This is a genomic window from Flavobacterium ginsengisoli (assembly GCF_029625315.1).
GTDB lineage: Bacteria > Bacteroidota > Bacteroidia > Flavobacteriales > Flavobacteriaceae > Flavobacterium > Flavobacterium ginsengisoli.
Map to the genome: position 1 here is coordinate 2,472,030 of NZ_CP121110.1, position 23,987 is coordinate 2,496,016.

The 23,987-nt window shown below is 32.7% G+C and carries 15 protein-coding genes and 4 pseudogenes; 10 read left to right on the forward strand and 9 right to left on the reverse strand.

From position 1 onward, the window contains the following. Positions 1–244: 244 nt before the first annotated feature. From P5P87_RS11470 to P5P87_RS11480, 3 genes are all read left to right on the forward strand, one after another. Entirely contained in the window at positions 245–655 is a 411-nt protein-coding gene (locus P5P87_RS11470; RefSeq protein WP_177210674.1) for a group III truncated hemoglobin, read from the forward strand. A 76-nt stretch (positions 656–731) separates the two neighbouring features. Continuing rightward, positions 732–1,172, forward strand: coding sequence for a hypothetical protein (locus P5P87_RS11475; protein ID WP_278022628.1), 441 nt, complete (start codon positions 732–734; stop codon positions 1,170–1,172). A gap of 137 nt (positions 1,173–1,309) precedes the next feature. Then, the gene (locus tag P5P87_RS11480; protein ID WP_278022629.1) at positions 1,310–3,076 is read left to right on the forward strand and encodes an aromatic amino acid hydroxylase; all 1,767 of its coding nucleotides are present in this window, start codon (positions 1,310–1,312) and stop codon (positions 3,074–3,076) included. Between the two features lie 180 nt (positions 3,077–3,256). Here P5P87_RS11480 and P5P87_RS11485 read toward each other — a convergent pair. From P5P87_RS11485 to P5P87_RS11520, 8 genes and pseudogenes are all read right to left on the reverse strand, one after another. Then, positions 3,257–3,887 (reverse strand): annotated as a pseudogene (locus P5P87_RS11485) (DUF4230 domain-containing protein). A gap of 191 nt (positions 3,888–4,078) precedes the next feature. Beyond that, on the reverse strand, positions 4,079–6,394 hold the full coding sequence (gene tamL, locus P5P87_RS11490; RefSeq protein ID WP_278022630.1) for a translocation and assembly module lipoprotein TamL: 2,316 nt from the start codon (positions 6,392–6,394) through the stop codon (positions 4,079–4,081). Further along, positions 6,378–6,863 carry a translocation/assembly module TamB domain-containing protein gene (locus tag P5P87_RS26270; protein WP_278022631.1) on the reverse strand — a complete coding sequence of 162 codons (486 nt, stop codon included), beginning with the start codon at positions 6,861–6,863 and terminating at the stop codon, positions 6,378–6,380. The genes tamL and P5P87_RS26270 overlap by 17 nt, the downstream gene beginning before the upstream one ends. A 31-nt stretch (positions 6,864–6,894) precedes the next feature. Next, entirely contained in the window at positions 6,895–10,140 is a 3,246-nt protein-coding gene (locus tag P5P87_RS26275) for a translocation/assembly module TamB domain-containing protein (protein WP_278022632.1), read from the reverse strand. Then, a complete protein-coding gene (locus P5P87_RS26280; protein ID WP_278022633.1) occupies positions 10,082–11,491 on the reverse strand; it encodes a DUF748 domain-containing protein in 1,410 nt (469 codons plus the stop codon). Before P5P87_RS26280 ends, P5P87_RS26275 begins: the two co-directional genes overlap by 59 nt. A gap of 207 nt (positions 11,492–11,698) precedes the next feature. Then, positions 11,699–12,659, reverse strand: a pseudogene (locus tag P5P87_RS26130) (GSCFA domain-containing protein). Between the two features lie 94 nt (positions 12,660–12,753). Then, the gene (locus P5P87_RS11515) at positions 12,754–13,560 is read right to left on the reverse strand and encodes a hypothetical protein (protein WP_278022634.1); all 807 of its coding nucleotides are present in this window, start codon (positions 13,558–13,560) and stop codon (positions 12,754–12,756) included. A gap of 330 nt (positions 13,561–13,890) precedes the next feature. Next, entirely contained in the window at positions 13,891–14,628 is a 738-nt protein-coding gene (locus P5P87_RS11520) for a hypothetical protein (RefSeq protein ID WP_198857565.1), read from the reverse strand. A 314-nt stretch (positions 14,629–14,942) separates the two neighbouring features. Between P5P87_RS11520 and P5P87_RS11525 the strand changes: the two genes are divergently transcribed. After that, positions 14,943–16,688: an ABC transporter ATP-binding protein gene (locus tag P5P87_RS11525; RefSeq protein WP_198857566.1), complete on the forward strand. Its 1,746-nt coding sequence runs from the start codon at positions 14,943–14,945 to the stop codon at positions 16,686–16,688. A 384-nt stretch (positions 16,689–17,072) separates the two neighbouring features. On the opposite strand, the pseudogene alaS reads toward P5P87_RS11525, so the two are convergent. After that, positions 17,073–19,713 (reverse strand): annotated as a pseudogene (gene alaS, locus P5P87_RS11530) (alanine--tRNA ligase). Between the two features lie 280 nt (positions 19,714–19,993). On the opposite strand from alaS, the gene P5P87_RS11535 reads away from it, so the two are divergent. The 6 genes and pseudogenes from P5P87_RS11535 to P5P87_RS11560 all read left to right on the forward strand — a co-directional run bounded on the left by P5P87_RS11535 (position 19,994) and on the right by P5P87_RS11560 (position 23,776). Continuing rightward, the gene (locus tag P5P87_RS11535) at positions 19,994–20,971 is read left to right on the forward strand and encodes a M23 family metallopeptidase (protein ID WP_278022635.1); all 978 of its coding nucleotides are present in this window, start codon (positions 19,994–19,996) and stop codon (positions 20,969–20,971) included. Positions 20,972–21,018: 47 nt separating this feature from the next. Continuing rightward, positions 21,019–21,351, forward strand: a complete 333-nt coding sequence (locus P5P87_RS11540) for a MerR family transcriptional regulator (protein WP_198857569.1) — start codon at positions 21,019–21,021, stop codon at positions 21,349–21,351. A 34-nt stretch (positions 21,352–21,385) separates the two neighbouring features. Beyond that, positions 21,386–21,971: pseudogene (locus P5P87_RS11545) on the forward strand (LemA family protein). A gap of 26 nt (positions 21,972–21,997) precedes the next feature. After that, positions 21,998–22,435, forward strand: coding sequence for a TPM domain-containing protein (locus tag P5P87_RS11550; protein WP_198857571.1), 438 nt, complete (start codon positions 21,998–22,000; stop codon positions 22,433–22,435). Between the two features lie 3 nt (positions 22,436–22,438). Then, positions 22,439–23,269, forward strand: coding sequence for a TPM domain-containing protein (locus P5P87_RS11555; protein ID WP_278022636.1), 831 nt, complete (start codon positions 22,439–22,441; stop codon positions 23,267–23,269). A gap of 93 nt (positions 23,270–23,362) precedes the next feature. Further along, positions 23,363–23,776 carry an RrF2 family transcriptional regulator gene (locus P5P87_RS11560; protein WP_012023964.1) on the forward strand — a complete coding sequence of 138 codons (414 nt, stop codon included), beginning with the start codon at positions 23,363–23,365 and terminating at the stop codon, positions 23,774–23,776. Positions 23,777–23,987: the final 211 nt, after the last annotated feature.

Consider the following 23,987-nt stretch of genomic DNA (forward strand, 5'->3'; position numbering starts at 1 on the left):
AAAAAAATGATACAACAAAAACCAATCTATCACGTTTTTAAATTACTGAAAAACAATAATTTAAAACGTAAAAAATCATAAAAAACTTACTTATTAAAATCAAAATAACTCATCATAAAATATAAAATCTATACAATTCCTTACAAAATGTCGTTTTGCCAGTAAATAAAGAGCATATGACAATTATCAGGGAAGTAAAAGAAAGATATATTGTATTTTTGCAGTTTACTTAAAATACAATAAAATGACAGCTTTAAAGGATATTTCGACAATAGAAGACATTCAGCAAATGGTTAACAGCTTTTATGCTAATGTTCGAAAAGACGATTTAATTGGTCCAATCTTTAATGATAAACTGCAAGATCGTTGGGAACCACATTTACAGAAAATGTACAACTTTTGGCAGACAATTTTATTTGATGTTCGTGCTTATTCTGGAACGCCATTTCCTCCGCATAAACAATTACCTGTAGACAAAACACACTTTGACCGCTGGATTGCCATTTTTAACTCAACAATCGATTCGCAATTTGCTGGACCAATAACCGAAGAAGCTAAAATGCGTGCTACTAATATGGCTTTTATGTTTAGCCATAAAATTGAATATTTCAGAAATGCAGAAAATGAAATGAGAAATGCAATAAAAAATTCCTAAAAAATTTCTTTCAAATAAGAAGTAGAACTTTATATTTGATAAAATGAATTAAACCCAAATCTATATTCTTTTATTTATGAAAAAAGTAATTTTCTTTATTGCAATCTGCTTATCTCTTTTTAATCAAATTATAGCACAAACAACTGCTTCTAATTTATACAAAGGAACTGTCGACGGAAAAACCCAGATTACGCTTTACATTCAGACATCAGAAAATCAATGTAATGCCGATTTAAGCTATGCGGCAATGTATCGCTACAATAAATCAAAAAATTGGATTCAAATTTACCCAACTCAAAACAAAAAGAAAGAAAATGAATTTGTTATGGTTGAACACAATTTCAGTGGTGTTTTAATTTTACAGAAAAGCGGAAATACTTTCACTGGTTTATGGATTAGCCCTGATGCTAAAAAACAATTGAAAGTAGATGTGAAAGAAACTCCAATGACCAAAAAAGAGATTGAAAACTATGAACAAACAATGGAAAGAGTAAGTTTCGACAATAACGATTGCTAAAATTCGATTTATTTCAGCTCTTTAAAAATCTACAAAAATGCAATAAAATTCAATTTCGAATAAAAATTTTATGATAGATGATAAAAAAACGAGTCGCAAATTCGTAATTTTACATTTTAATCTACATCGTTTTCGAAATGAATCCAAATATTGAAACTAATCCGTTATTAGAGCGATTGCCTAAACATTTACAGCAATTCATCAAACCTCAAGATTATAGTGATTATACTCCTATTAATCAGGCAGTTTGGCGATATGTTATGCGTAAAAATGTAGATTATCTTTCTAAAGTAGCGCATCATTCTTATTTGGAAGGCTTACGTAAAACAGGAATCGAAATTGATTCTATTCCGAGCATGTACGGCATGAACCGAATTCTAAGCGAAATTGGCTGGGCAGCAGTTGCTGTTGATGGATTTATTCCGCCAAATGCTTTTATGGAATTTCAGGCGTACAATGTTTTGGTTATTGCGTCAGACATTAGACAATTGGAACATATTGAATATACTCCTGCTCCAGATATTATTCACGAAGGTGCCGGCCACGCTCCTATTATTGCAAATCCCGAATATGCTGAATATTTGAGACGTTTTGGCGAAATTGGCTGTAAAGCAATTTCGTCTCACAAAGATTATCAAATGTATGAAGCGATTCGTCTGCTTTCTATTTTAAAAGAAGCCGAAGATACGCCTCAAGAAAAAATCGACGAAGCTGAAAAAGCGGTAGCCGATTTGCAAAACGATATGGGCGAATTATCTGAAATGGCTCAAATTAGAAACTTACACTGGTGGACTGTTGAATATGGTTTGATTGGAACGGTTGAAAACCCAAAAATATACGGTGCTGGATTGCTTTCTTCAATTGGTGAAAGCGCACATTGTATGACCGACAATGTGAAGAAAATACCTTATGATATTTCTGCTGCCAATCAGAACTTTGATATTACGCAATTACAACCACAACTTTATGTAACGCCAACTTTCTCTCATTTGAGTTTGATTTTGGAAGAATTTGCTAATAAAATGGCTCTACGAACTGGAGGTCTTTCTGGAATTCAAAAACTGATACAATCGAATGCTTTAGGAACAATTGAATTAAGTACAGGTTTACAAATCTCTGGAGTTTTCACAAATGTAATTGAAGAGGAAGGAAAACCCGTTTACATTCAGACTACAGGAAAAACGGCTCTTTCTTATCGCGAAAAAGAATTAGTTGGACATGGAACTTTAACGCATCCACACGGGTTTGGAAGTCCGATTGGGAAATTGAAAGGATTTAATCTCGCAATTGAAGATATGAGTCCGAAGGATTTACAGGCTTATAATATCGTAGAAAATGAAACTGTGAAACTGGAATTTGAAGGCAATATTATTGTGGAAGGTGAAATTATTACAGGTTCTAGAAATCTTCATGGAGAAATCATTTTAATCAGTTTTAGAAATTGCACCGTTACTCACGGTGAGACTGTTTTGTTTCAGCCTGAGTGGGGTAACTATGATATGGCAATTGGCAAAAAAGTGATTTCGGCATTTTCAGGTCCTGCCGATGTAAATAGTTTCGACTTAATTAATATTGTTCCGTCAACGAAAACCATAAAAGCAAAACATACTAATGAGCGTGATGAATTGGAGAATTTATACGCAACAGTTAGAGAAATCAGAACAAATAAAAGTTTTAAAAACGAATTAAAATCTGTTTTTGAAAAGCTTAAAAATAATCATTCAAACGACTGGTTGTTATCTGTTGAAATTGCAGAACTTTTGAAAGATTCAAATGAGAAACAGCTTTTACAGGAAGTACTAGTTTATTTAGATCAATTGAAAGAAAAACGTCCTGAAATTGCACATTTAATTTCTGGAGGATTGGATTTGATTTTTGATAGTTCTTTGCCACAAAGGCACTAAGACGCGAAGTTTTTTTTAGTAAGTAAAACGTACCGTTTGTCATTTTGAGGAGAAATCTCCACAAGTAACTCCGCAACGAGAATCCAATCTTTGTCGAGCTTCTTGTGGAGATTTCTCCTTCGTCGAAATGACAAGATTGTGAAAGACAACCTCTGAACCTTTGCCTCTTTGAACCTTTACCTAAAGCTTCAAATCCTGAGTCAGCTCCGTTTCAGATTCAATAGTTTTTCCATTATACTGCAGTTTCCAGCCCATTGAATTGGTCATGATTAAAATCTTAGACAATTCGCTTATCAATCGGTTTTGAGCGTTAGTTTTAAGTGTAGAATTTTCGATTTTTTTAGCCAGATTTGCCTTTACCGATTTATTAATTTTATTGTAATCATCGCCTGTAAACGGATTCAGTTTACTTTGCTCAACATCATAAAACTGAATATCTGGATTGATGGTAATTTCTTCTTTTGGAATATTTAAAATCGTAATGGTTTTGTTTTTTTCATCAATATCATATTTCATTTGATGTAAATCGTAAGCAACCGTTACGTTTGCATTGACTACAATGAGTGCTTTTTTCTCAAAAGAAATCATGTCCATTAAATATTTCTGCTGATTTTTATAGGTAATCACTTCAGAGAAATGTCCTTCGGTCACAACCAATTTTCCAACGTTAAGAATCTGCTTGCTGAATTAAATTGGTATTGTACTGAATATCTGAATCGTCTTCTTTTTTGAACTGGCAATATTTAAATCCCAGAACAATTATTAAAACGATAACTCCAACACCTATAATTCTTTTGATCAAGTTTTGCATTCCTCTAAAATATTTTAGACCAATTTACTCCTTTTTTTAGTTTTTTTTGCCACGAATTACACTAATTACACAATTTTTTGAAGCGTTTAATTTTTAATTTTTTCAAATTTTAATTTGTAAAATTGAAAAACACAGAAGAGAAATTTGTGCTAATTCGTGATCCCGATAGCTATCGGGAGTGGCAAATAAATTTAAAACGGATATCCGATAGCGATATTTAAAATTAGGTTATCTTTTCTCCAAGAACTGTTTCCTAAATTAATATCATCAATCACCCAACGTTGCCCGTCTGGCAAAGCAGGATTTCGAAGCGGAATGGCTAAATCGGTTCTTAAAACCAAAAATGACAAATCGAAACGTAAACCAACTCCTGCTCCAACGGCAATTTCTTTCATAAAATCTTTTGAAATTTCTGCTCCAGGTTTATCAGGATCGGCATGTAAAAGCCAAATATTTCCGGCATCTACAAATACAGCACCTCTTACAATGCTAAATAATTTAGCGCGATATTCTGTATTGAATTCCAGTTTTAAATCGGCTGATTGATCTGGCGTATAATTATCATTTGTGGTTGGCGGAATAACATAACTTCCTGGTCCTAAAGTTCGTGCTCTAAATGCTCGAATACTATTGGTTCCTCCCACAACAAACTGTTTTGAAGCTGGAAGCGTATTCGAATTTCCGTAAGCAAATCCAGCTCCAACAATCAATCTGCTGGCTAATTCGCTTTCTTTTCCAAGCTTTAGATAATGTCTAAAATCAGATCTGATTTTTACATATTGGCTAAATGGAACATCAAATATTGTCTTTACTTTGTTTGGATAGTCTGCTCCTGTAACCAAACCCGTAATGTTTCCTGCCAAATCCAATTCACCATTAAAATAGATCGTATTCTTTTTACGTTTTTGCATCGTGTTGGTGTATGTATAGTTATAGGTCGGACCAAAAATTAATTGTTTCTCAATCACCTTTCCTAATGCGGGATCATCTTCTATATCAGCCAAATATTCTGGTGTAACATGATTCGGACTTACATATGTAACATCAATCACATTCAGTTGATGTTCTTTACGAATGTTCTCTTTCCACATATATCCAAAAGAAGTGTTGAAAGAGTTTAAAGCATAAAGTTGTGTTCTTTTTTGATATTCGTAACGTAGCGTTGCCTTAGTTCTAGGTACATATTCGCTATTTCCTTCAATATTAAAAGGCGTTATAAATCTTGGCCAAGTTAAACTTACTTCACCTCCGAGTTTATAAATATTCTTTCCTTTGTTTGTTCCACCAAGCTGAAAATCGGCTCCTCCAAAAACAGAAGCGGTAAACAATTCTGCTCCTCTCAAAAAATTTCGATTATTCCAATTTAAGTTTAATTCTGTACCAGTGTAACTCGCAGAATTGGTTTTACCGATAACTTCTACACGAATAAATTTTTTAGGCAAAAGCGTTAGAAAGTAATAGGAATCTAACGCATTTGGAATAGAATCTGACGGTTTAAATTCGTTCTTTACAAAACTAAATGTTCCCAGATTAACAAATCTGTTTAAAGTCAAATTATGATCTTTTCGATTGTAAACATCTCCTTTTTTGAAATAAATCGTACGATCGTAAATTCTTGGTTTGAAAGTTTCTGTCGTATCAATTATCGTAAGATCTTTATATTGTGTCATGTTTCTTTTTCGATAAACCGCACTATCATTCGTTAGAGAATAATTTGGATACACAAAAATCTTATCAATTTTATAAGTGGTTAAAGCTTTTACTGGCGTATCGTCTTTTATAACCAATCTAATTCTTACTTCGTGATCTCCTTTGCTGCTGTCTACTTTGGCCAAAATATAATCTGGATTAAAATAGAAATAGCCTTTCTCTTTCAGTCTTGCATCGATTCTTTCTCTTTCTGCTTTAATAACATCCAAATCATAAGGCGCACCTACTTTAAGCAAACTTCTTCTGTTGCTTTTTGCAATAATCTTTGACATTTTTAAAGAATCGTCTGGAAATATCACGCTTTTTATAATGTATTGCTGTCTTGGCGTAACGATATACTCTGCCGTAACTCTTTTGTTTCGAACAGTCGAATCGGCACTTACACGGGTTTTAAAATAACCTCTGTTTTCAGTAAAATTTCTAAGGACAGAAGCATTATAATCTAAATCTACCTGACTGAAAAGTACTGGCGGTTCTCCGACTTTATTTCTTAACCAATATCTTGTTCCTTTATCTTTTTTAGGTTCGCCAGCAAGATTATATATTAATAATTTTGGACGCAAGCCAAAGATTTGCTTGTTTGGTTTTGGGCGCAACAAACCTTCGAGTTCCTTTTCTAATGCTTTTCGATTTTTCTTTTTCATAATCGAATCTTTTATCGTCACGGAACCTCCTGTATAAAGCAAATCGCCCTCTGGAAGGTATTTTGTATTACTGCATCCTACAACAAAAAATAAGGAAAGCAGTGCAATACACTTTATATAAAATGGGTTTATATGATTATGTTTTCTGCTCATTTCCTTCAATTATTTTTTCGTCTTCGTTCTCCTGCAATTTTTCTTTTTCCTTCTGTTCTTTCTTTTTCTGTTTTTCTCTTTCCTTACGGACTTTATCTTCTTTTATCAATTCCTTTTCTTTTTCTGTACGATGGAAAAGTTCTCTAAATTTATTGTAACTCATCGTGATAACAAACGCAACACCAGTTTCAATTACCTGACCTTCTACAGCAACCTGATATTGGTTTTTACGATAAGCACGAATCATATAACGGCCATCTTTTGTCAATTGATAATCTAATGCAACATCGCCCGCAATGTTGGTTGTTTCTTCGTTGGCGCGTTCCTGTCCTTCTACTCCAAAACTGCTTCCAACAGTAACTTTCAAACGATCGTCTAGTAATTTTTTAGAAACTTCGACATTCAAATCGGTTCTGTTTTGCATGGTTCCTGTTGTGTAATCTTCTGTCGATTCTAAGTCAAAATTCACTTCAAAACCTGTGATAAGATCTCCTGCCAGATTATTTAATTGCTTGCGAAAGAATTTTACTTACACTTTGTCTAGCAAAAGATTCTGCATTTGTACCGCCACTTTCGCTAGAAAACGGATTTTCGCCCACAAATCGGTTTAATAATAAAAGAGCAAAAACCTGTTTATTCAATTCCGCTGGATCTTGCTCTAATTGTTTCAGTTTTGTTTGTGTCATTTCTACAACATCTGTAGAAACATTATAATTCCCTTCTGGAAGCACAATTCCGAATGAGATTTCTGGTTTCAGCAATTCTCCATTCATTTTCAATAAAGTTTGAAATGGAAGTTTTTGTTTATAGGTATTTTGTACCGCTTGCGATTCTCCTTTTAATTGATTTCCTAATAAATCAATTGGTGCTGTGTTTACTTTATAAATGGCTGTAATATTTAAAGTTGCCATTGTTGGCTCACCATTCCAAGTGATAAAACTTCCTTGCTGAATATCGAACTTTCTTTTTATTCCGTTGAAATTCATCTGATAAGAACCGTCTGAGAATTCATATTTTCCGGTCAAAGTTGTTTTTCCTGATTGATCAATTCCTCCCACTAATTCTGCTTCACCTTTCAAATTCAGATAATCCCCATTCGACTTATCTATCAGCAGCGTCAATTCTGCTTCTTTATCAATCGAAATAGCAACATTCACGTCCATTCCTTTCAATTCCGATTGATTCAGTTTATTCTGCATATCAACCGTTTGTTTAAGATAGGCATTATCTTCATCAACAAATTCTACAATTCCTTCTCGATCTGCAATTGACGGATCAGACTGAGGCATTACCACTGTAAACTTGGTTTCTTTGTTAATTTTAAGCGTTCCATCTACAATTGGACTATCCAAATTTCCTTTAATGTTTAGTTTTGTATCTAAAAACAAATCGCCATAAAACAGATCGTTGTCTTTTGCTTTTGAATGAATTGCTCTAAAATCATCTGCTTCTACAACCAAATTAAAATTGTATTTAACGAAATCTGGAGACTGAATGGTTCCGTTTACGTATAATTCATTGTCATTTTCGTCGAAAAGAGAGAATTTATCAAATGAAATCGTTTCATTGCTGAAAGTGATTTTTTCGTTTTTAGTTTTAAAATAAGAATTCAATTGCGTTACTCTAAAACCAGCATCATTAAAGTTCAATTCGCCATTAATTTTGGGAGCCGAAGTATTTCCAGTCAAATTAAAATTTCCAGATAAAAAGCCTTGTCCTTCGGTAATATTTCCCATACTGAAACCTTGAATGCTTTTAATGTACAGTTTGTTAATTACAACATCAAAATCAAAACTTCCAGCATCTAATTGATAATCTCCTGTTAGTTTGAGATCATTTCCTTCATCGCTTAGCGTTACATTTGCGGCAAGCGTATTGGCAGTTTTATTGTCAACTTTTATTTCTAAATCACCAACTTTTGATCCTTTAAAAGTAAAATCATCAATTTTTAAATCTGATGTAAAAGTTGGATTAGTCATTACATTTTCAACCAAAGCATTTCCGTTTATCAAACCTTGCATTAACAATTCGTCTTTTTTGACCATATTCATAATGGTCTCAATTTTGAAGTTTACAAAATCGACTTGCAACGGTGCATTATCCTGATTTCCTTGCGATTGTACTTTTAATTCATTTCCATTATTATTCAAATTGAATTTATTGACATATAATCTTTTTTCTCCAATTTCAATTGCATTTTCTGGATCGACATTCCATTTATCATAATTCAAAATGAAGTTTTCAGCATCCAGTTTTACTATATTTTTAGAATCTTCTGCTTTAAATTCGCCCGCAATAAAATACTGCTGTTTTTGTTTTGCATCTTGAACTTCGAGCGCATAAGTCAAAATATTATTTTGAACTTGTCCGCTTAGACTTGTAAACGGAATTTTTAAAGAACCGCTTTCAATTGTAGCGACAGAAACAGAATATTCTAAAGCATTTTCTTTTGCTTCAATATTGATTTTCCCGTCAGAAATGGTATTGTTTGCGTAAACAATTCTCGGAATCGTTCCTTTTACTTCCAACGAATCAGTCTGATTATTGTATTTTCCATTAATCGTAAAAGGCTCTAAACCTGTCAGTTTTGGCAATAATTTAAAAAGCACCGGATCATTATCTACCTTCAGCATAAATGCCAATCTTTGCTCATCTGATTCTGCATTGACTTTCGGATTTTTAAGATCTATATATTTCGATAATGATTTTTGAACTGAATTTGCTAAAGTCGTCAGTTTGTATTTTCCGGTTACTTCTGCTTTTAAAAATTGAGACGAAATTTTAATTGAATTGCTGTCTTTGTCTGCGAAAGCAAAAACGCGAATCGAATCTAATACGATTGGCTCAACATCTTGCAAAATCTGAATATTGGATAAAAACACTTTTCCGTTTAGCAAATCAGGATTACTATTGGTAATATCGGCATCGACATTTCCACGAAGTTTCATTGGTCCTGCATGGAGATTCAATTTTTCTAAATCGGCAATATCTAAATTCAGTTTTAATTTTACAGTTGGATATTTGTCTTTTGTATCTCCGCTTGCGGTCAAATTAAAATTCAGATTCGGATCTTTCATTCCAGATTTTACGGCAAAAGAACCATTTTCGATATTTCCTTTTAAAGCTAAATCTCTATAAGTGTATCGATTAAAAACCGCTTTCTGTACTAAACCATCAATCGCTGCATTTGCGGTTTTAGGATCTAAACCATTTCCTTTAACTTTCGCTTTAAGCGTAATTTTTCCGATCGAATCATTTTTAATTAATCGGCCTAAATCAAATTCCTGCAGAGAAACATCTGCATCGTATTTTTCTTTATTCTTAATTCGCTGATCAAAAAGAGCGTCTACTTTTGCATTTCCAAAACTGCTGTTTAAAGCCAAATTGGTTTTGAAATTCTGCACCGAACCTTTAAATTTTCCTTGCAAGCTTAGTTGCGAAGGCAATTGAATGTTTTTCGGAATCGTTCCCGCAGGCACAAACATATTGATGTCTTTTGAAGTACTCGAAATCTTTTTGATATTGAGATCATAATAGGCTTTTTGAGCATCAGGAAGTCCGGCAATTTTACCAGAAAGAGAAACTTTTGTAGAACCTATTCCACTCATTTCGAACTTTGAAATAGTCAAATCTTTTACTTTTCCACTCACACGGCTGTCTACGTACAGAATCGCATTTGGATTACTTTTAAACGGATTTGTTTGCTCGCAAATCTGGAACGAACAGTAAAATGTCTTTAAAACCAATTTTTGATTGTTTTAAATTGGCATCAATAGCAAGATTTCCTAAATCTTTTTGAAGCGATTCTAGCGATTTATATTGTACTTTAACTTTATCTTGAACGAGTGTTTGTGGCGTTTTTAAATACAGATTTTCTAAAGAAGCATTTTTTGGACCGTAAAAGAAGTCTGTTTTTAAAGCTTGAATTTGCAAACCGCTTTTTTCGTTGACAGTTAATGTTTGTATATTTCCAGAAATAGTATCATTTCCGTAATACAATTTCTCGGCTTTAAAATTGAATTTACTCAAATCTAAATGTGCGTAATCTAAACCTTTTGTTTTCGGTTTTGACTGCATATCATCAAACTTGAAAGCTATATTTTCTAAATTGGTTTCGTTTAGTTTTACTTTCCAACCTGTTTGTTTTATTGCCGTTGTATCTAAATTGGGAGTTTGAATTTGTTTATCTTTTGTACCTAATCTTAGATTTCCGCTAAGATTTTTTACTTCGAAAGTATCAAAATCTAAAAGCTGTTTGTTCAGATCGATTTCGTTTACGGCAAGATTTAAATTTCCTAAACGAATACCTGAATTTAATTTGGAATCTTTATTATCGTATAAAACATCGATTTTAGATAATGTAATTTTATCCAATTTTAGTTTGAAATCTGGTCGCTTCGAAACGGTATCGACCGTTTTAACAGAAACCTCTGCAATTTTCTCCACAACATCTTGATCTAAAATGACTTTAAGTCCGTTTAAATTAATATTCGGAATATTAAAATCCATTTGATCTAAATCGAATTTCTTGAATTTAGTGTCAAAATGAGTCAGATTTACTCGAATATCATTTTTAGAAAAATCATCTTTAAAATTAAATTTAACTTGATCGAGATTTACTTTTACAACAGAGACTTTGAAAGGTTTTGCGTTTGGATCTTCAACTTTTGGTTCTTTAGACTCGAATGCTTTTATAATGTAGTCGAAATTAAAAACACCTTCTTTGTTTCTTGAAATATTAGCTTTTACATTTTCTAATGAAACCGAATTGATTTCCAGTTCGCTGCTTACCAATTTAAAAAGATCAACATCAACTTCTAATCGTTTGCCTGCCAGTAAAGTGTCTTTTTTTTGATCTTCAAAATAGAAACCTTCCAGCACTACATCTTTCGGAAATTTGATTAAGATTTTATCTAGTGAAACTTTGGTTTTTATCTTGCCCTGAAGATATGTTATTGCTTTATCCTTAACGAAATTTTGAACTGATGGAACTTGAATTAAAATAATGAGAAGCAATAAAAGTGCAACTATAGAAACCACGCACCATAATAGTACACGAAGTATTTTTTTTAGAAAATGTTTCGGTTTCTTATTCATACGTCAATAAAATCTTTTAGATTAAAATTGCTTCTGAAAAAAGCAGAGTTAGACATCTTACAAAAATGTAAAATTTAAACCTTAACAATTTACACAATTATGAGGAATTATTCTAAAATTTTACTGCTAAATAAGTTTTTTTCTTGCCATAAAGGCGGTAAGGCACGAAGTCTTTTTTTTTAATTCTGTGAATTTCTTAAAACAAAATTAAAATTTAATGTGCGGTTGTTTTTTTCCTAAAGCTTCAATTTTCTGTTGCAATTTTGCCAAGAATTTTTGATGCTGTTCTGATTCTGGATTAAAACTTCTGTGACGTAAACTTTTCTGGATTTCGTCTACTTCTTTCATTGTAGAAAAACTGTCTTCTGAAATATTGCTTTCGCTAAAAAGCTTCCAAATATAATCTATCGCTATTTGGTTAGGATGAAGCATGTCTTCGGCATAAAAACGATAATCGCGAAGTTCGTCCATCATGATTTCGTACGATGGAAAATAATTGTCAATTGTGAAGTGTGAATTGTGAATTTTTAAAAAGCCATGCAATGCTCGCAAATAAATGCGATTTGCTTAATTGGTTTTCTACAAAACCGTCTTTGATATGACGAACTGGAGAAATGGTAAATATGAAATTGATATTTGGATTTAAAGATTGAATTGACGCAATTGTATTTTGAATGCTTTTCTGAATTACTTCTGAAGGCAATAATTCTTTTGAGAATTGCTTTTGAGGCACTTTATGGCAATTGGCTACAATTTCATCTTTTTCAAGATTTCTATAAATCCAGGAAGTCCCAAAAGTGATGATAATATGCGTAGCTTCTTTAATTTGTTTATGCGTTTCTGTAATTGCTTTATTTAAGGATTCCAGCAATTCTTGACGATCAGAATTACTTAGATCAGAATGCACTTCGTAACTATGCCAACGTTCATTGTGAAAGAAAACATCTTTTTCTCCAAACATTTCTTGTTTAGAAATTCTATCGAATAATTTCTCAATTGAAACTGGATTAAAAATTATTCCAAACGGATTGGTTTCATTTTGAAATTTAAAATAATCGAATTTCTCCGCCATATTTTCTGCAAAACAAGATCCAATAGAAAGTACTTTTGAATTATATTCGATAGGATTTTTGCTTTTTGAAATTGGTATTTGAGTTCTAAATTGCATGATTTCTAATTTACACACGAATTTCATCAATTTTAACCAATAAAAAAACCAAATACAAAAGTATTTGGTTTCTATAATTAAAGTATGCTTTTACTTAGTAAAAAAACTCTTTTGATTCGGCAGCTGTTGTTCCGTCATCTTTGTAATTCGTGATTTTTGTCGGAAAATTATTTGCATCATATACAAGTTCGCTTTTGTATACTCTTGCCCCTTCTTCGTTTGAATAAGATGCTGTATACTTAACAACATTGTTCACAGAGCTATAAACAGAACCTTCACCTTCACTATGATCTATTAACAAATTGAATCCTGTAATGTTTTTAAATGGATTGTTTTTATTATCATATTCATATTGAGCTGTAAATACATTACCTGTTTCTGACTCTGTTTGAACACTTTTAACTAGATTTCCGTTCGCAAAAGTTAACACCTCAGAATAAACACTTTTTGTTTCTGCTCCTGTAGTACCATTTACGTTATAACGTTCTCTTTTTACTGTTCCATCTGCGTTATGTGTAAATACGATTCTACTTTTGTATTCACCATTAGGAAATGCTGTCGAAAAGCCTTCTGCATAAGTAGACTCTGTAAGTTTTCCGTTTGTATATTTATAAGTTGTGATGTCACTAATGATATCTTTACCACTTTCAGTATCATAGTTAATTTCTTTTACCACAAGATTACCATCATAAGTATAGTCAGTTCTTCCTGCTTCATCTTTCATGCTTACAATTTTGGTACCATTGTAAGTTGCTAAATAAGTAGAATTTTCTGAAGGATATGCTACGCTAAAATATTTAATTGTTTTTGGCAAAATTGCACCTCCATCTTGATTGTCATCACTTGAACAAGATGTTAAAACTAGTGCTAAAGCACCAAATAAGCATAAAATTTTTTTCATTTCGATTTGGTTAAATTGATTATGAGCGCGAACTTACTAAAATTCATAACCAAAACTTTACGGGATTCCACATTCAAAAAAATGCAACACAGCAATAAACACATAACACAATGATAACCAATAATATAAATCCTAAAAATTAACGAGAAAATTTATCAAAAAAGAATGGTTATAAATTAATCATTCTTCTATTCAAAAAAACAAATATCTAAAGAATCTGGTTTAGATCAAGTTCTTTTTCATAATTGATAAATTGAGTTTTTTCTAAATAAAAAAAGCCAGAAACATTTGCATCTGGCTTTTTCTTATTTTAATTTACTAATTCAAATATTAATAAAAATATTCAGAAGTACCTAAACTATCAGATCCTGCATCTACTTCTTTAACTGGATAACCACTTTCATTATAAGTAAAAGTACTATTTGTCCATAAATCACCGTCTGATGTATCAGTCAAAATGTTGAATTTAACTCCACTTCCTTCTCCATCAACGAATGCAATTTTATCCATACCTAAAATATTTTTCATCGGGTTGTTCTTATTGTCATAAGTGTATTTATGACTTTCTGAGCTTGATTCACTTATGATCTCACTTACTTCACCATTTACAAATTTAATTGTACTAGTTGACCCTTCACTTGTTTGACTTTCACTATCTCCTGAATATGATTTAACTGTAATCGTTCCATCAGTATTATAAGTATAAACTTCTTTGTGTCCCCAATCCATATTTGGCTCTACTCTAAGAAAAGTTGTCAATTTACCATCAGCATTATAAGAATAAGTATTTACTTGATCTATTGTTCCGTCAGGATATTTAAACTCTATTTTCGTAATTAAATTCCCTGTGTAAGTATAATACATGTTTGAATCACCCGTATCATCTATAGCACTTACTATTTTATTACCATCATATTTGTAGTTAATGGTGTATGTATCTCCCTCTGTATTTTTAATAACGGTTTTTTTAAGCAATACGCCATCCGAAGAATCTGAAGAAGAATCATCACTTGAACAAGAAGTTAAAACTAGTGCTAAAGCACCAAATAGACATAAAATTTTTTTCATTTTGATTTGGTTAATTTGTTAATTGGCACAAACGTAATACAACAAAAAATTAAATCCTTACGGGTTTCCACATTTTAAAAAATAACACTTTTTCAAACACTTTTCAATAACCTATTAACAAACAAAATAGCCCAATAATTGCCTTATTAAAAAAAAACTAAAGACCAAAAATGCGTATAAATACTCAGGTTTTTTCTTTTATTTTATATCATTCGAAGGACTTTTAAAAAATTACATTTTTAATAACAGAAACTGACTACACAAACTAAAACAATTCCTTATTTTTGCATCTTCCATTTTTTTAAAATTCTTATATGAAATTATTATATACCTACATTATCAAGCATAAAATGCTTTTGTTTTTTGCTTTGATTATGGCTACTATCAACATTTGCTTCAGTTTGTCAGATTCAGTAATTACCGGAAAACTTATGCAGGATTGCGGGGTTGGTTTGGCAAAATACAAAGGAAACGAAATCGGATTTATTAAATCATTGGCTTTCTGGCTCGGTCTTTCGCTTGGTGCTGCGATGATTTCTAGAATCACCAAAAACTTTCAGGATTATTTTACCAACGTTGTCATTCAGCGTACCGGTGCTCAAATGTATACTGACGGAATTAAGAAATCTCTCGATCTTCCGTATGCTGAATTTGAAGATCAGCGAAGCGGAGAAACGTTGAGCAAACTGACAAAAGTTAGAATTGATTCTGAAAAACTTATCACACTTTCTATTTCGCTAATCTTTCAAACTATTATAGGTTTCATTTTCGTTATTGTTTATGTTGCCCGAATAGATTTTAGAATCTCTATTATCTTTTTAATTACAGCTCCAATTATTGCTTTGGTGAGTTTGTATTTAGGAAAGAAAATTAAAATTGTTTCTCGAAAAATTGTGAATCAAACCAATGCATTGGCAGGTTCTACAACGGAAAGTTTACGAAACATTGAGTTAGTAAAAAGTCTTGGTTTAACGTATCAAGAAGAAAAGCGTCTGAACTTAAACACTTTCAAAATTCTTCAATTAGAATTAGAGAAAATTCGTTTCATCAGAAGTTTGAGTTTTATTCAAGGAACAACCGTTCACTTTTTAAGAACTTGCGTTGTTTTTGCTCTTTATTATTTCTTGTTCGGAGGAAAAATCATTGTTGGTGATTTATTGACGATGGTATTTTTTACTTTCTTCATTTTTGGTCCTCTACAAGAATTAGGAAACTTTATTATTGCTTTGAATGAAACAAAAGTTTCTATGGAAAATTTCAGAAACTTACTGAATGCTCCAAAAGAGTTTCGCCCAAAAAGTCCTAAACATATTGGTGCAATTCAAAAACTACTTTTCCAAAATGTTAGTTTTCAGCACAAAACTGCCAAATTTAAAGCGGTTGAAAATATTAATTTCGAAATCAAACAAGGACAAACCGTTGCTTTTGTTGGTCCGTCTGGATCTGGAAAAACAACTTTAGTAAAATTATTAGTCGGATTATATACTCCTGCTGAAGGCCAAGTTTTGTATAACGACATTGATTCTACAGATGTTGATTTATTAGATTTAAGAAAACAGCTCGGTTTTGTTACTCAAGATGCTCAATTATTCTCAGGAACAATTCGCGAAAACTTATTATTTGTTAAGCCAAACGCAACCGACGAAGATTTATATGATGCCTTAAAACGCGCAAGCTGCGATAAGCTTTTAAGACGTGCCGAAGATGGTTTAAATACTACAATTGGTGAAGGCGGAATCAAAGTTTCGGGTGGAGAAAAACAACGTTTATCTATCGCGAGAGCAATTTTAAGAAATCCGAATTTATTGATTTTTGATGAAGCTACTTCTGCTTTAGATTCTATTACCGAAGAAGAAATCAACGATACAATCAGAAATATCTCAGACAAAAATAGAATCACCGTCTTAATTGCTCATAGATTGTCTACTGTAATGCACGCTGATAAGATATTTGTTTTAGAACAAGGTAAAATTATCGAACAAGGTAAACACGAAGATTTGATTGTAGAAAAAGGATTGTATTACGCTATGTGGCGCCAGCAGATTGGAGAGCGAAAATAGTTTTCTAAGCTTCTGAGGTGCTAAGTTAGTTGCTAAGTTGCTAAGTTTTTTTATCCTTATTTGTCATTTCTCCTTCGTCGAAATAACAAATATAAAATACTATAAATAGCAATCTATTACACGCAATATTTGTCATTTCGACGAAGGAGACCCGAGCGATAGCGAACAGGCGAAGCAAATCTCCACAAGTAACTCCGCAACGAAAATTCAATCTTTGTAGAGCCTCTCGCGAAGATTTCTCCTTCGTCGAAATGACAGAAAATGAGAGAAAAATCTTTTTTAATCATTTTAATCTGTGGCAAAAAATAAAACCCGATAAGTTTTAAAACTTATCGGGTTTACTTTTTAAAAACTTAGCCTCTTAGAAGCTTAGTATCTTAGAATCTACTTAACAAAATCTACAGCTTTATTAAGCGCTTCAGCAATTCCGTCAACATTTTTACCTCCTGCTGTTGCAAAGAAAGGCTGGCCTCCGCCACCACCTTGGATGTATTTCCCTAATTCGCGAACAACCTGTCCAGCATTTAAGTTTTTGGTCGCTACAATTTCTTTAGAAATATAGCATGTTAACATTGGTTTTCCTTCGTTCGCTGTAGCCAAAACAATAAATAAATTGTTATACGAACCACCTAACTCGTAAGCTAAATCTTTTGCTCCTTCTGGATTTAAATCTACCTGTTTTGCTAAAAATTGAACCCCGTTGATTTCTTGTAATTCTTTAGCTAAATCAGCTTTCATATTTTTAGCTTTATCTTTCAATAGAGCTTCTAATTGTTTTTTCAATTGAGCATTTTCGTCTTGCAATGCCTGAATCGCTTTTACAGGATCTGGAGCATTTTTAAGCACTTCTTTAATTTCTCCAAAAGAAATTGCTTGAGACTCAAAATACTCTTTTGCAGACTTCACTTGTAATTGCTTCAATTCTTCTAATTCCTGCTGCAACAGCTCCTTCAGAAATAATTTTAAAGTGCCAGATGTCAGATGTGTTAGCAACGTGCGTTCCTCCACATAATTCAACAGAATCTCCGAATTTAATTGTACGAACTAAATCTCCATACTTCTCACCAAATAATGCAATTGCACCATCTTCAAGGGCTTGATCTTTTGGAATCGCTCTTTTTTCGATTAATGGCAAACTCTCACGAATCCTTGCATTTACAAAGTTTTCAACTTCTAATAATTCTTCATCTGTAACTTTAGCAAAATGAGAAAAGTCAAAACGTAATGAAGCATTTCTTACCATCGAACCTTTTTGCTCTATATGAGTTCCTAAAATCTTACGTAAACCTTGGTGTAACAAGTGCGTAGCCGAGTGATTTGAAGAAGTTTTAGCTCTTTGAATTGCATCAACAACAGCATTAAAAGTTCCTGTAAGGTTCTCTGGCAATGATTTCGCCAAATGTACCGTTTGGTTGTTTTCTTTTTTAGTGTCAATGATATAAATAATATCTCCGTTTTGCGCTTCTAAATATCCTTTATCTCCAGTTTGTCCTCCGCTTTCTCCGTAAAATGGAGTTGCATTAAAAACCAATTGGAAAATTTCTCCATCTTTTGCACTCTCAACTCTACGATATTTTGTAATCTTAACTTGCTGCGCTAATCTATCATAACCAACAAATTCCTGAACATCATCTTCAATAATTACATGCCAATCTCCAGCTGTTACTTTAGAAGCTGCACGAGATCTTTCTTTCTGTAATTGCAATTGTTCTTTAAATCCTTCCTCGTCCAATTTCAATCCTTTTTCTGAAAGAATCAAAGCCGTTAAATCGATTGGAAAACCATATGTATCATACAATTCGAAAGCTTTTTTACCATCGATTGTATCACCAGTATTATTTAAAATTACAGCATCTAAAAGAATCAATCCTTGATCTAATGTTTTTAGGAAAGAGTTTTCTTCTTCACGAATTACATTCGAACAAAGTGCTTTTTGCGTTCTGATTTCTGGGAAAGAATCTCCCATTTGCTCGCTTAAAGTCTCAACCAATTTATAAATAAATGGCTCTTTAGTACCTAAGAAAGTAAATCCGTAACGAATAGCACGACGTAAAATTCTACGAATAACATATCCTGCCCCCGTGTTAGATGGCAACTGACCGTCAGCAATAGCAAAAGCTACCGCGCGAACGTGATCTGCTACTACGCGAATAGCAATATTCATTTTATTTTGTTCTTCACTAATGCCTATTACATCATTAGTTGTATATTTTGCACCTGTAATCGTTTCGATTTCTCTAATCAAAGGCATAAAAACATCAGTATCATAGTTTGATGTTTTTCCTTGTAAAGCCATACACAAACGCTCAAATCCCATTCCGGTATCTACGTGTTGTGCTGGAAGTTTTTCTAGAGAACCATCTGCTTTACGGTTGAATTCCATGAATACGTTATTCCAGATTTCAACAACCTGAGCGTTATCTCCATTAACTTCTCCTTTTCCTGGTTTTAGCGCTTTTTCTTCTTCAGAACGTAAATCAACATGAATTTCAGAACAAGGTCCACAAGGCCCCTGATCTCCCATTTCCCAGAAATTATCTTTTTTATTTCCTAAAACAATTCGATCTTCATCAATTAAAGTTTTCCAGATATCCCAAGCTTCTTGGTCAAAAGGAACATTATCTTCCTTACTTCCTTCAAAAACAGAAACGTAAAGATTTTCTTTTGGAATCTTATAAACCTCAGTCAATAATTCCCAAGCCCAGTTGATCGCTTCTTTTTTGAAGTAATCACCAAAAGACCAGTTTCCTAACATTTCAAACATTGTGTGGTGGTAAGTATCGATACCAACCTCCTCAAGGTCATTATGTTTTCCTGAAACACGAAGACATTTTTGTGTATCGGCTATTCTTGGACTTTTTGGAGTTCCGTTCCCTAAGAAAAATTCTTTAAACTGGGCCATTCCCGAGTTATTGAACATTAAGGTTGGGTCGTCTTTAAGAACAATAGGAGCTGATGGAACAATAGTATGTCCTTTACTCTCAAAAAAATCTAAAAATTGTTTACGTACGTCTTGTGATTTCATATTTTAATTAGAAAATGTGTCTGTTTAATGTGTCAATTTGATAACGTGCTGATTACGTTTTATTTTCAATCAATAATGCGTTAATTTTTAAAAACGAAAAGTAAAAACTTACGTTTTACAACAATAAAATTGCTAATTTGCGCATTATATAATTTAAGTAATTCTCCCCAAATTATCAAATTATTTTGTTCTTGTAAAAAAGCCCAAACAACTGAAACATTTTGTCAAATTGTTCGTCTAAGTTATTTTACAAGTCTGCAAAAATAGCGTATTTTAAAATATGGCGAAAGTAAAATATTATTACGACTCAGAAAATCTGGCTTATACGAAAATAAAAACCAGAAAAAGAATAAAAATTGGTTACGCATTACTGTTTTTATTGGCATCAGCACTATTTGGATTTTTAGTTTTTGTACTTCTAATTAATACTCCTTATTTCGAAACCCCAAAAGATCGTTTACAAGCCCGAGAAATCGAAAATTTAAAACTGCAATATGCTATTTTGAATAAAAAATTGGATGAAATTGATGAAGCCGCAGATGCATTAGAAGAACGTGACAATAATATTTACCGCGTCTATTTTAATAAAGCTGAAATTCCAGATTCTATAAGAAAAGCTGGTTTTAAAAATTCTGATCGATATAAAATTCTTGAAGGATATAATAATTCGCAATTGGTTTTAAATACCACCAAAAGAATTGATAAACTTTCAAAGCAATTAGCAATTCAGTCCAAATCTTTAGATGAAATTTTAAAATTAGCTGGAGCTAAAGAAAATTTATTATTGGCAATTCCTGCCATTCAGCCAGTACGAAATGAAAATTTAAAACGTGTCGCGTCAGGTTTTGGATACCGTATTGATCCTTTCACGAAAGTCAGAAAAATGCATAACGGAATGGATTTCACGGCCAATACAGGAGCTCCAATATACGCAACAGGAGACGGAGTCGTTGACAGAGCTGACAATACTGCTTCTGGATACGGAAATCATATTGTGATCAGGCATGGTTTTGGATATGAAAGTTTGTATGCGCATTTAAGCAAATACAACTGTCATCCTGGACAGCGAGTAAAACGCGGCGATGTTATTGGTTACGTTGGAAGCACAGGAAGATCTGAAGGCCCGCATTGTCATTACGAAGTGCATAAAGACGGAAAAGTAGTTAATCCGTTGAATTTTTATTACGGAAATATTTCAGCTGTAGAATATGTGGCAATTTCACAAATGGCAAACCAAGAAAACCAATCATTAGATTAATAGTACAAAAAATACTATTTTTGATGTAAAATAGAAAAAAACAAACCATGCATATTGAACTTTCTAAAGACAAAAGATATTACAGTATTGGCGAAGTAGCCAAAGCTTTTAATGTCAATGCTTCTTTGATACGATTTTGGGACAGCGAATTTGACATTCTAAAACCTAAAAAAAATGCCAAAGGAAACAGAATGTTCACACCAGAAGATATTACCAACCTTCAATTGATTTATCACTTAGTAAAAGAAAGAGGATTTACTTTAGAAGGTGCCAAAACACACTTAAAAGAAGGTCAGAAGAAAACGTTAGATAAATTCGAAATAATACGTAAATTAGAATTGATAAAAACGCAACTGAACGACATCAAAAACGAATTGTAATTAAAAATTGAAATAAACTTAAATCAAAACAAATATGAAAAAGTGGTTGATCCCTGTTGGAATTATTGTAGCTTTTATTGCTATTATCGCATTTTGGTCGATTGGAATTAAAAATACTGCTTTACAAAAAAGTCAAGCTGTTAACAAAGAGTGGGGAAATGTTCAAACCGCTTACCAAAGACGTAATGATCTTATCGGAAATTTAGTAAATACTGTTAAAGGTGCTTGCAGACTTTGAAAAAGGAACTTTAACTGCTGTAATCGAAGCTCGTGCAAAAGCTACATCTGTAACAATTGATCCAAGCAACGTAACTCCAGAACAATTGGCACAATTTAACCAAGCGCAAAGCGGTGTATCTTCTTCTTTATCAAGATTATTAGTTTCTGTTGAGCAATATCCAACATTAAAAGCAAACGAAAACTTCTTAAAATTACAAGACGAATTGGCTAGCACTGAAAATCAGATTTTAACAGCTAGAACTCGTTTCAATGAATCTGTACAAGATTACAACGGTTACGTTTTAAAGATTCCAAACAACTGGTTCTTGAGCGAATACAAAGAGAAACCATACTTTGAAGCTTCTACTGGAGCAGACAAACCTGTTGAAGTAAAATTCTAAAAAAATTAAACTCTAAAATCATTTTTATGTCAAAAGTAGAAGATTTTTTAACCAAAGAAGAAGAGCAGGAAATTGTTGAAGCTATTCGTATGGCCGAAAATAATACTTCTGGCGAAATTAGAGTTCATATAGAAAAAACAACTTCTAAAGCTCATTACGATAGAGCTTTAGAAGTTTTTCATCAATTAAGAATGAATGAAACTAAATTGCAGAATGGCGTTCTACTCTATTTTGCAGTTGAAGATAAAAACTTTGTTATCTGTGGAGATAAAGGAATTAATGATGTAGTCGCAAATGATTTTTGGGATTGTACCAAAGATGTTATGACTAATCATTTTAAATCTGGCAATTTTAAACAAGGAATTGTTGATGGCATTTTGAATGCTGGAGAACAGCTTAAAAAATATTTCCCTTCTCAAGAAGACGATACAAACGAATTATCTAACGAAATCTCAAAAGGATAAATAATGAAAAATTCCCAAATTAAAATCTCAAATTCTAATAGAATTTTTCAGATTACTCTTTTGTTTATCACATTATTTATCAGCAATGCTATTTTTGCTCAATTTGATATTCCCAAAAAGCCTGATTTCCAAACTTCTGTTTACGATTATGCAAATGTTTTAAGCGCTTCTGAAAAAACACAATTAGAAGAAAAATTAGTTCGTTACTCCGATTCTACCTCTACTCAAATTGTTGTTATTACTATCGAAAGCCTAAAAGGTGAAGATATTGGCATTCTTACTCCTAAATGGGCTCAAGAATGGGGAATCGGACAAGCTAAAGAAGATAATGGGGTTTTAATTTTATTGGCTAAAGCCGAAAGAAGAATCTGGATTTCTCCTGGTTATGGACTTGAAGACCGACTTACGGCCGGTATTGGTGGAGAAATCACAAGAAATATTATCATTCCAGAATTTAAAAAAGGAAGTTATTACAACGGTCTTGACAAAGGAGCCGATGCGCTTTTTGATGTTTTTAAAGGAAAATACAAAGGCGAACGCAAACAGAACAAAGGACAAGACTTTCCTTTTCTGCCTTTTATCGTAATTGTTGTTATTGTTTTAATTCTGCTTTCTCGAAATAAAAGAGGTGGTGGCGGAAATTCAGGCAACAACGGTGGCGGTGGCCCTAGTTTACTTGATGCTATTATTCTAAGTAATCTTGGACGAAGCGGAGGTGGATTTGGAGGATTCGGAGCCGGATCATCCGGCGGCGGTTTTGGCGGCGGCGGTGGCTTCGGTGGAGGCTTTGGAGGCGGAGGATTTTCTGGAGGTGGTTCTGGAGGAAGCTGGTAATTTATTCTGGTTCTAATTTTCATTGTTTGAGGTTTCAGGTTTAGGTTTCAATCTTAAAAAATCATACATTTACATTTTACAATTAATTAATAGATGTTATCACATAAAGCAAAATACGCCCTTAAGGCCTTACTTTATTTAGCAGAACAAGACGAAAATCACATTTCTAGAACTGTAGAAATTGCTGATGGAGCGAATATTCCTAAAAAGTTCCTAGAACAGATTTTACTGGATCTAAAACGAGGTCGTTTTGTAAGCAGTAAGCAAGGAAAATTTGGTGGATATTATCTGATAAAATCTAAAAACGACATTACTTTGGCAGAAATTCACCGATTATTTGACGGTGCAATTGCACTTTTGCCATGTGCTTCTTTAAATTTTTACGAACCTTGTTCTGATTGTAAAACCGAGTCTGAATGCAGTCTGCGTCACGGTCTAATGCTTATTAGAGACAAAACTTTGAAGGCCATGGAAGGCATTACAATCGCTTCTCTTGTAAAAAAATAAAAAAATATTTTCTAAAGTCTAGTAAATCGATAGAATTAATTATATATTTGCCAAAAATAATTAACTAATCATTTACAAAATTTTAACTCATGAAAGTACATTCTAGTAAATCAGGTGGACAAAATCTTTTGCAAAAAAACTATAATTATAAATTCACAACTGTGAATACTGGTTCATTTATGATGTGTATGTGTTGGTAAAAAAAATTTAA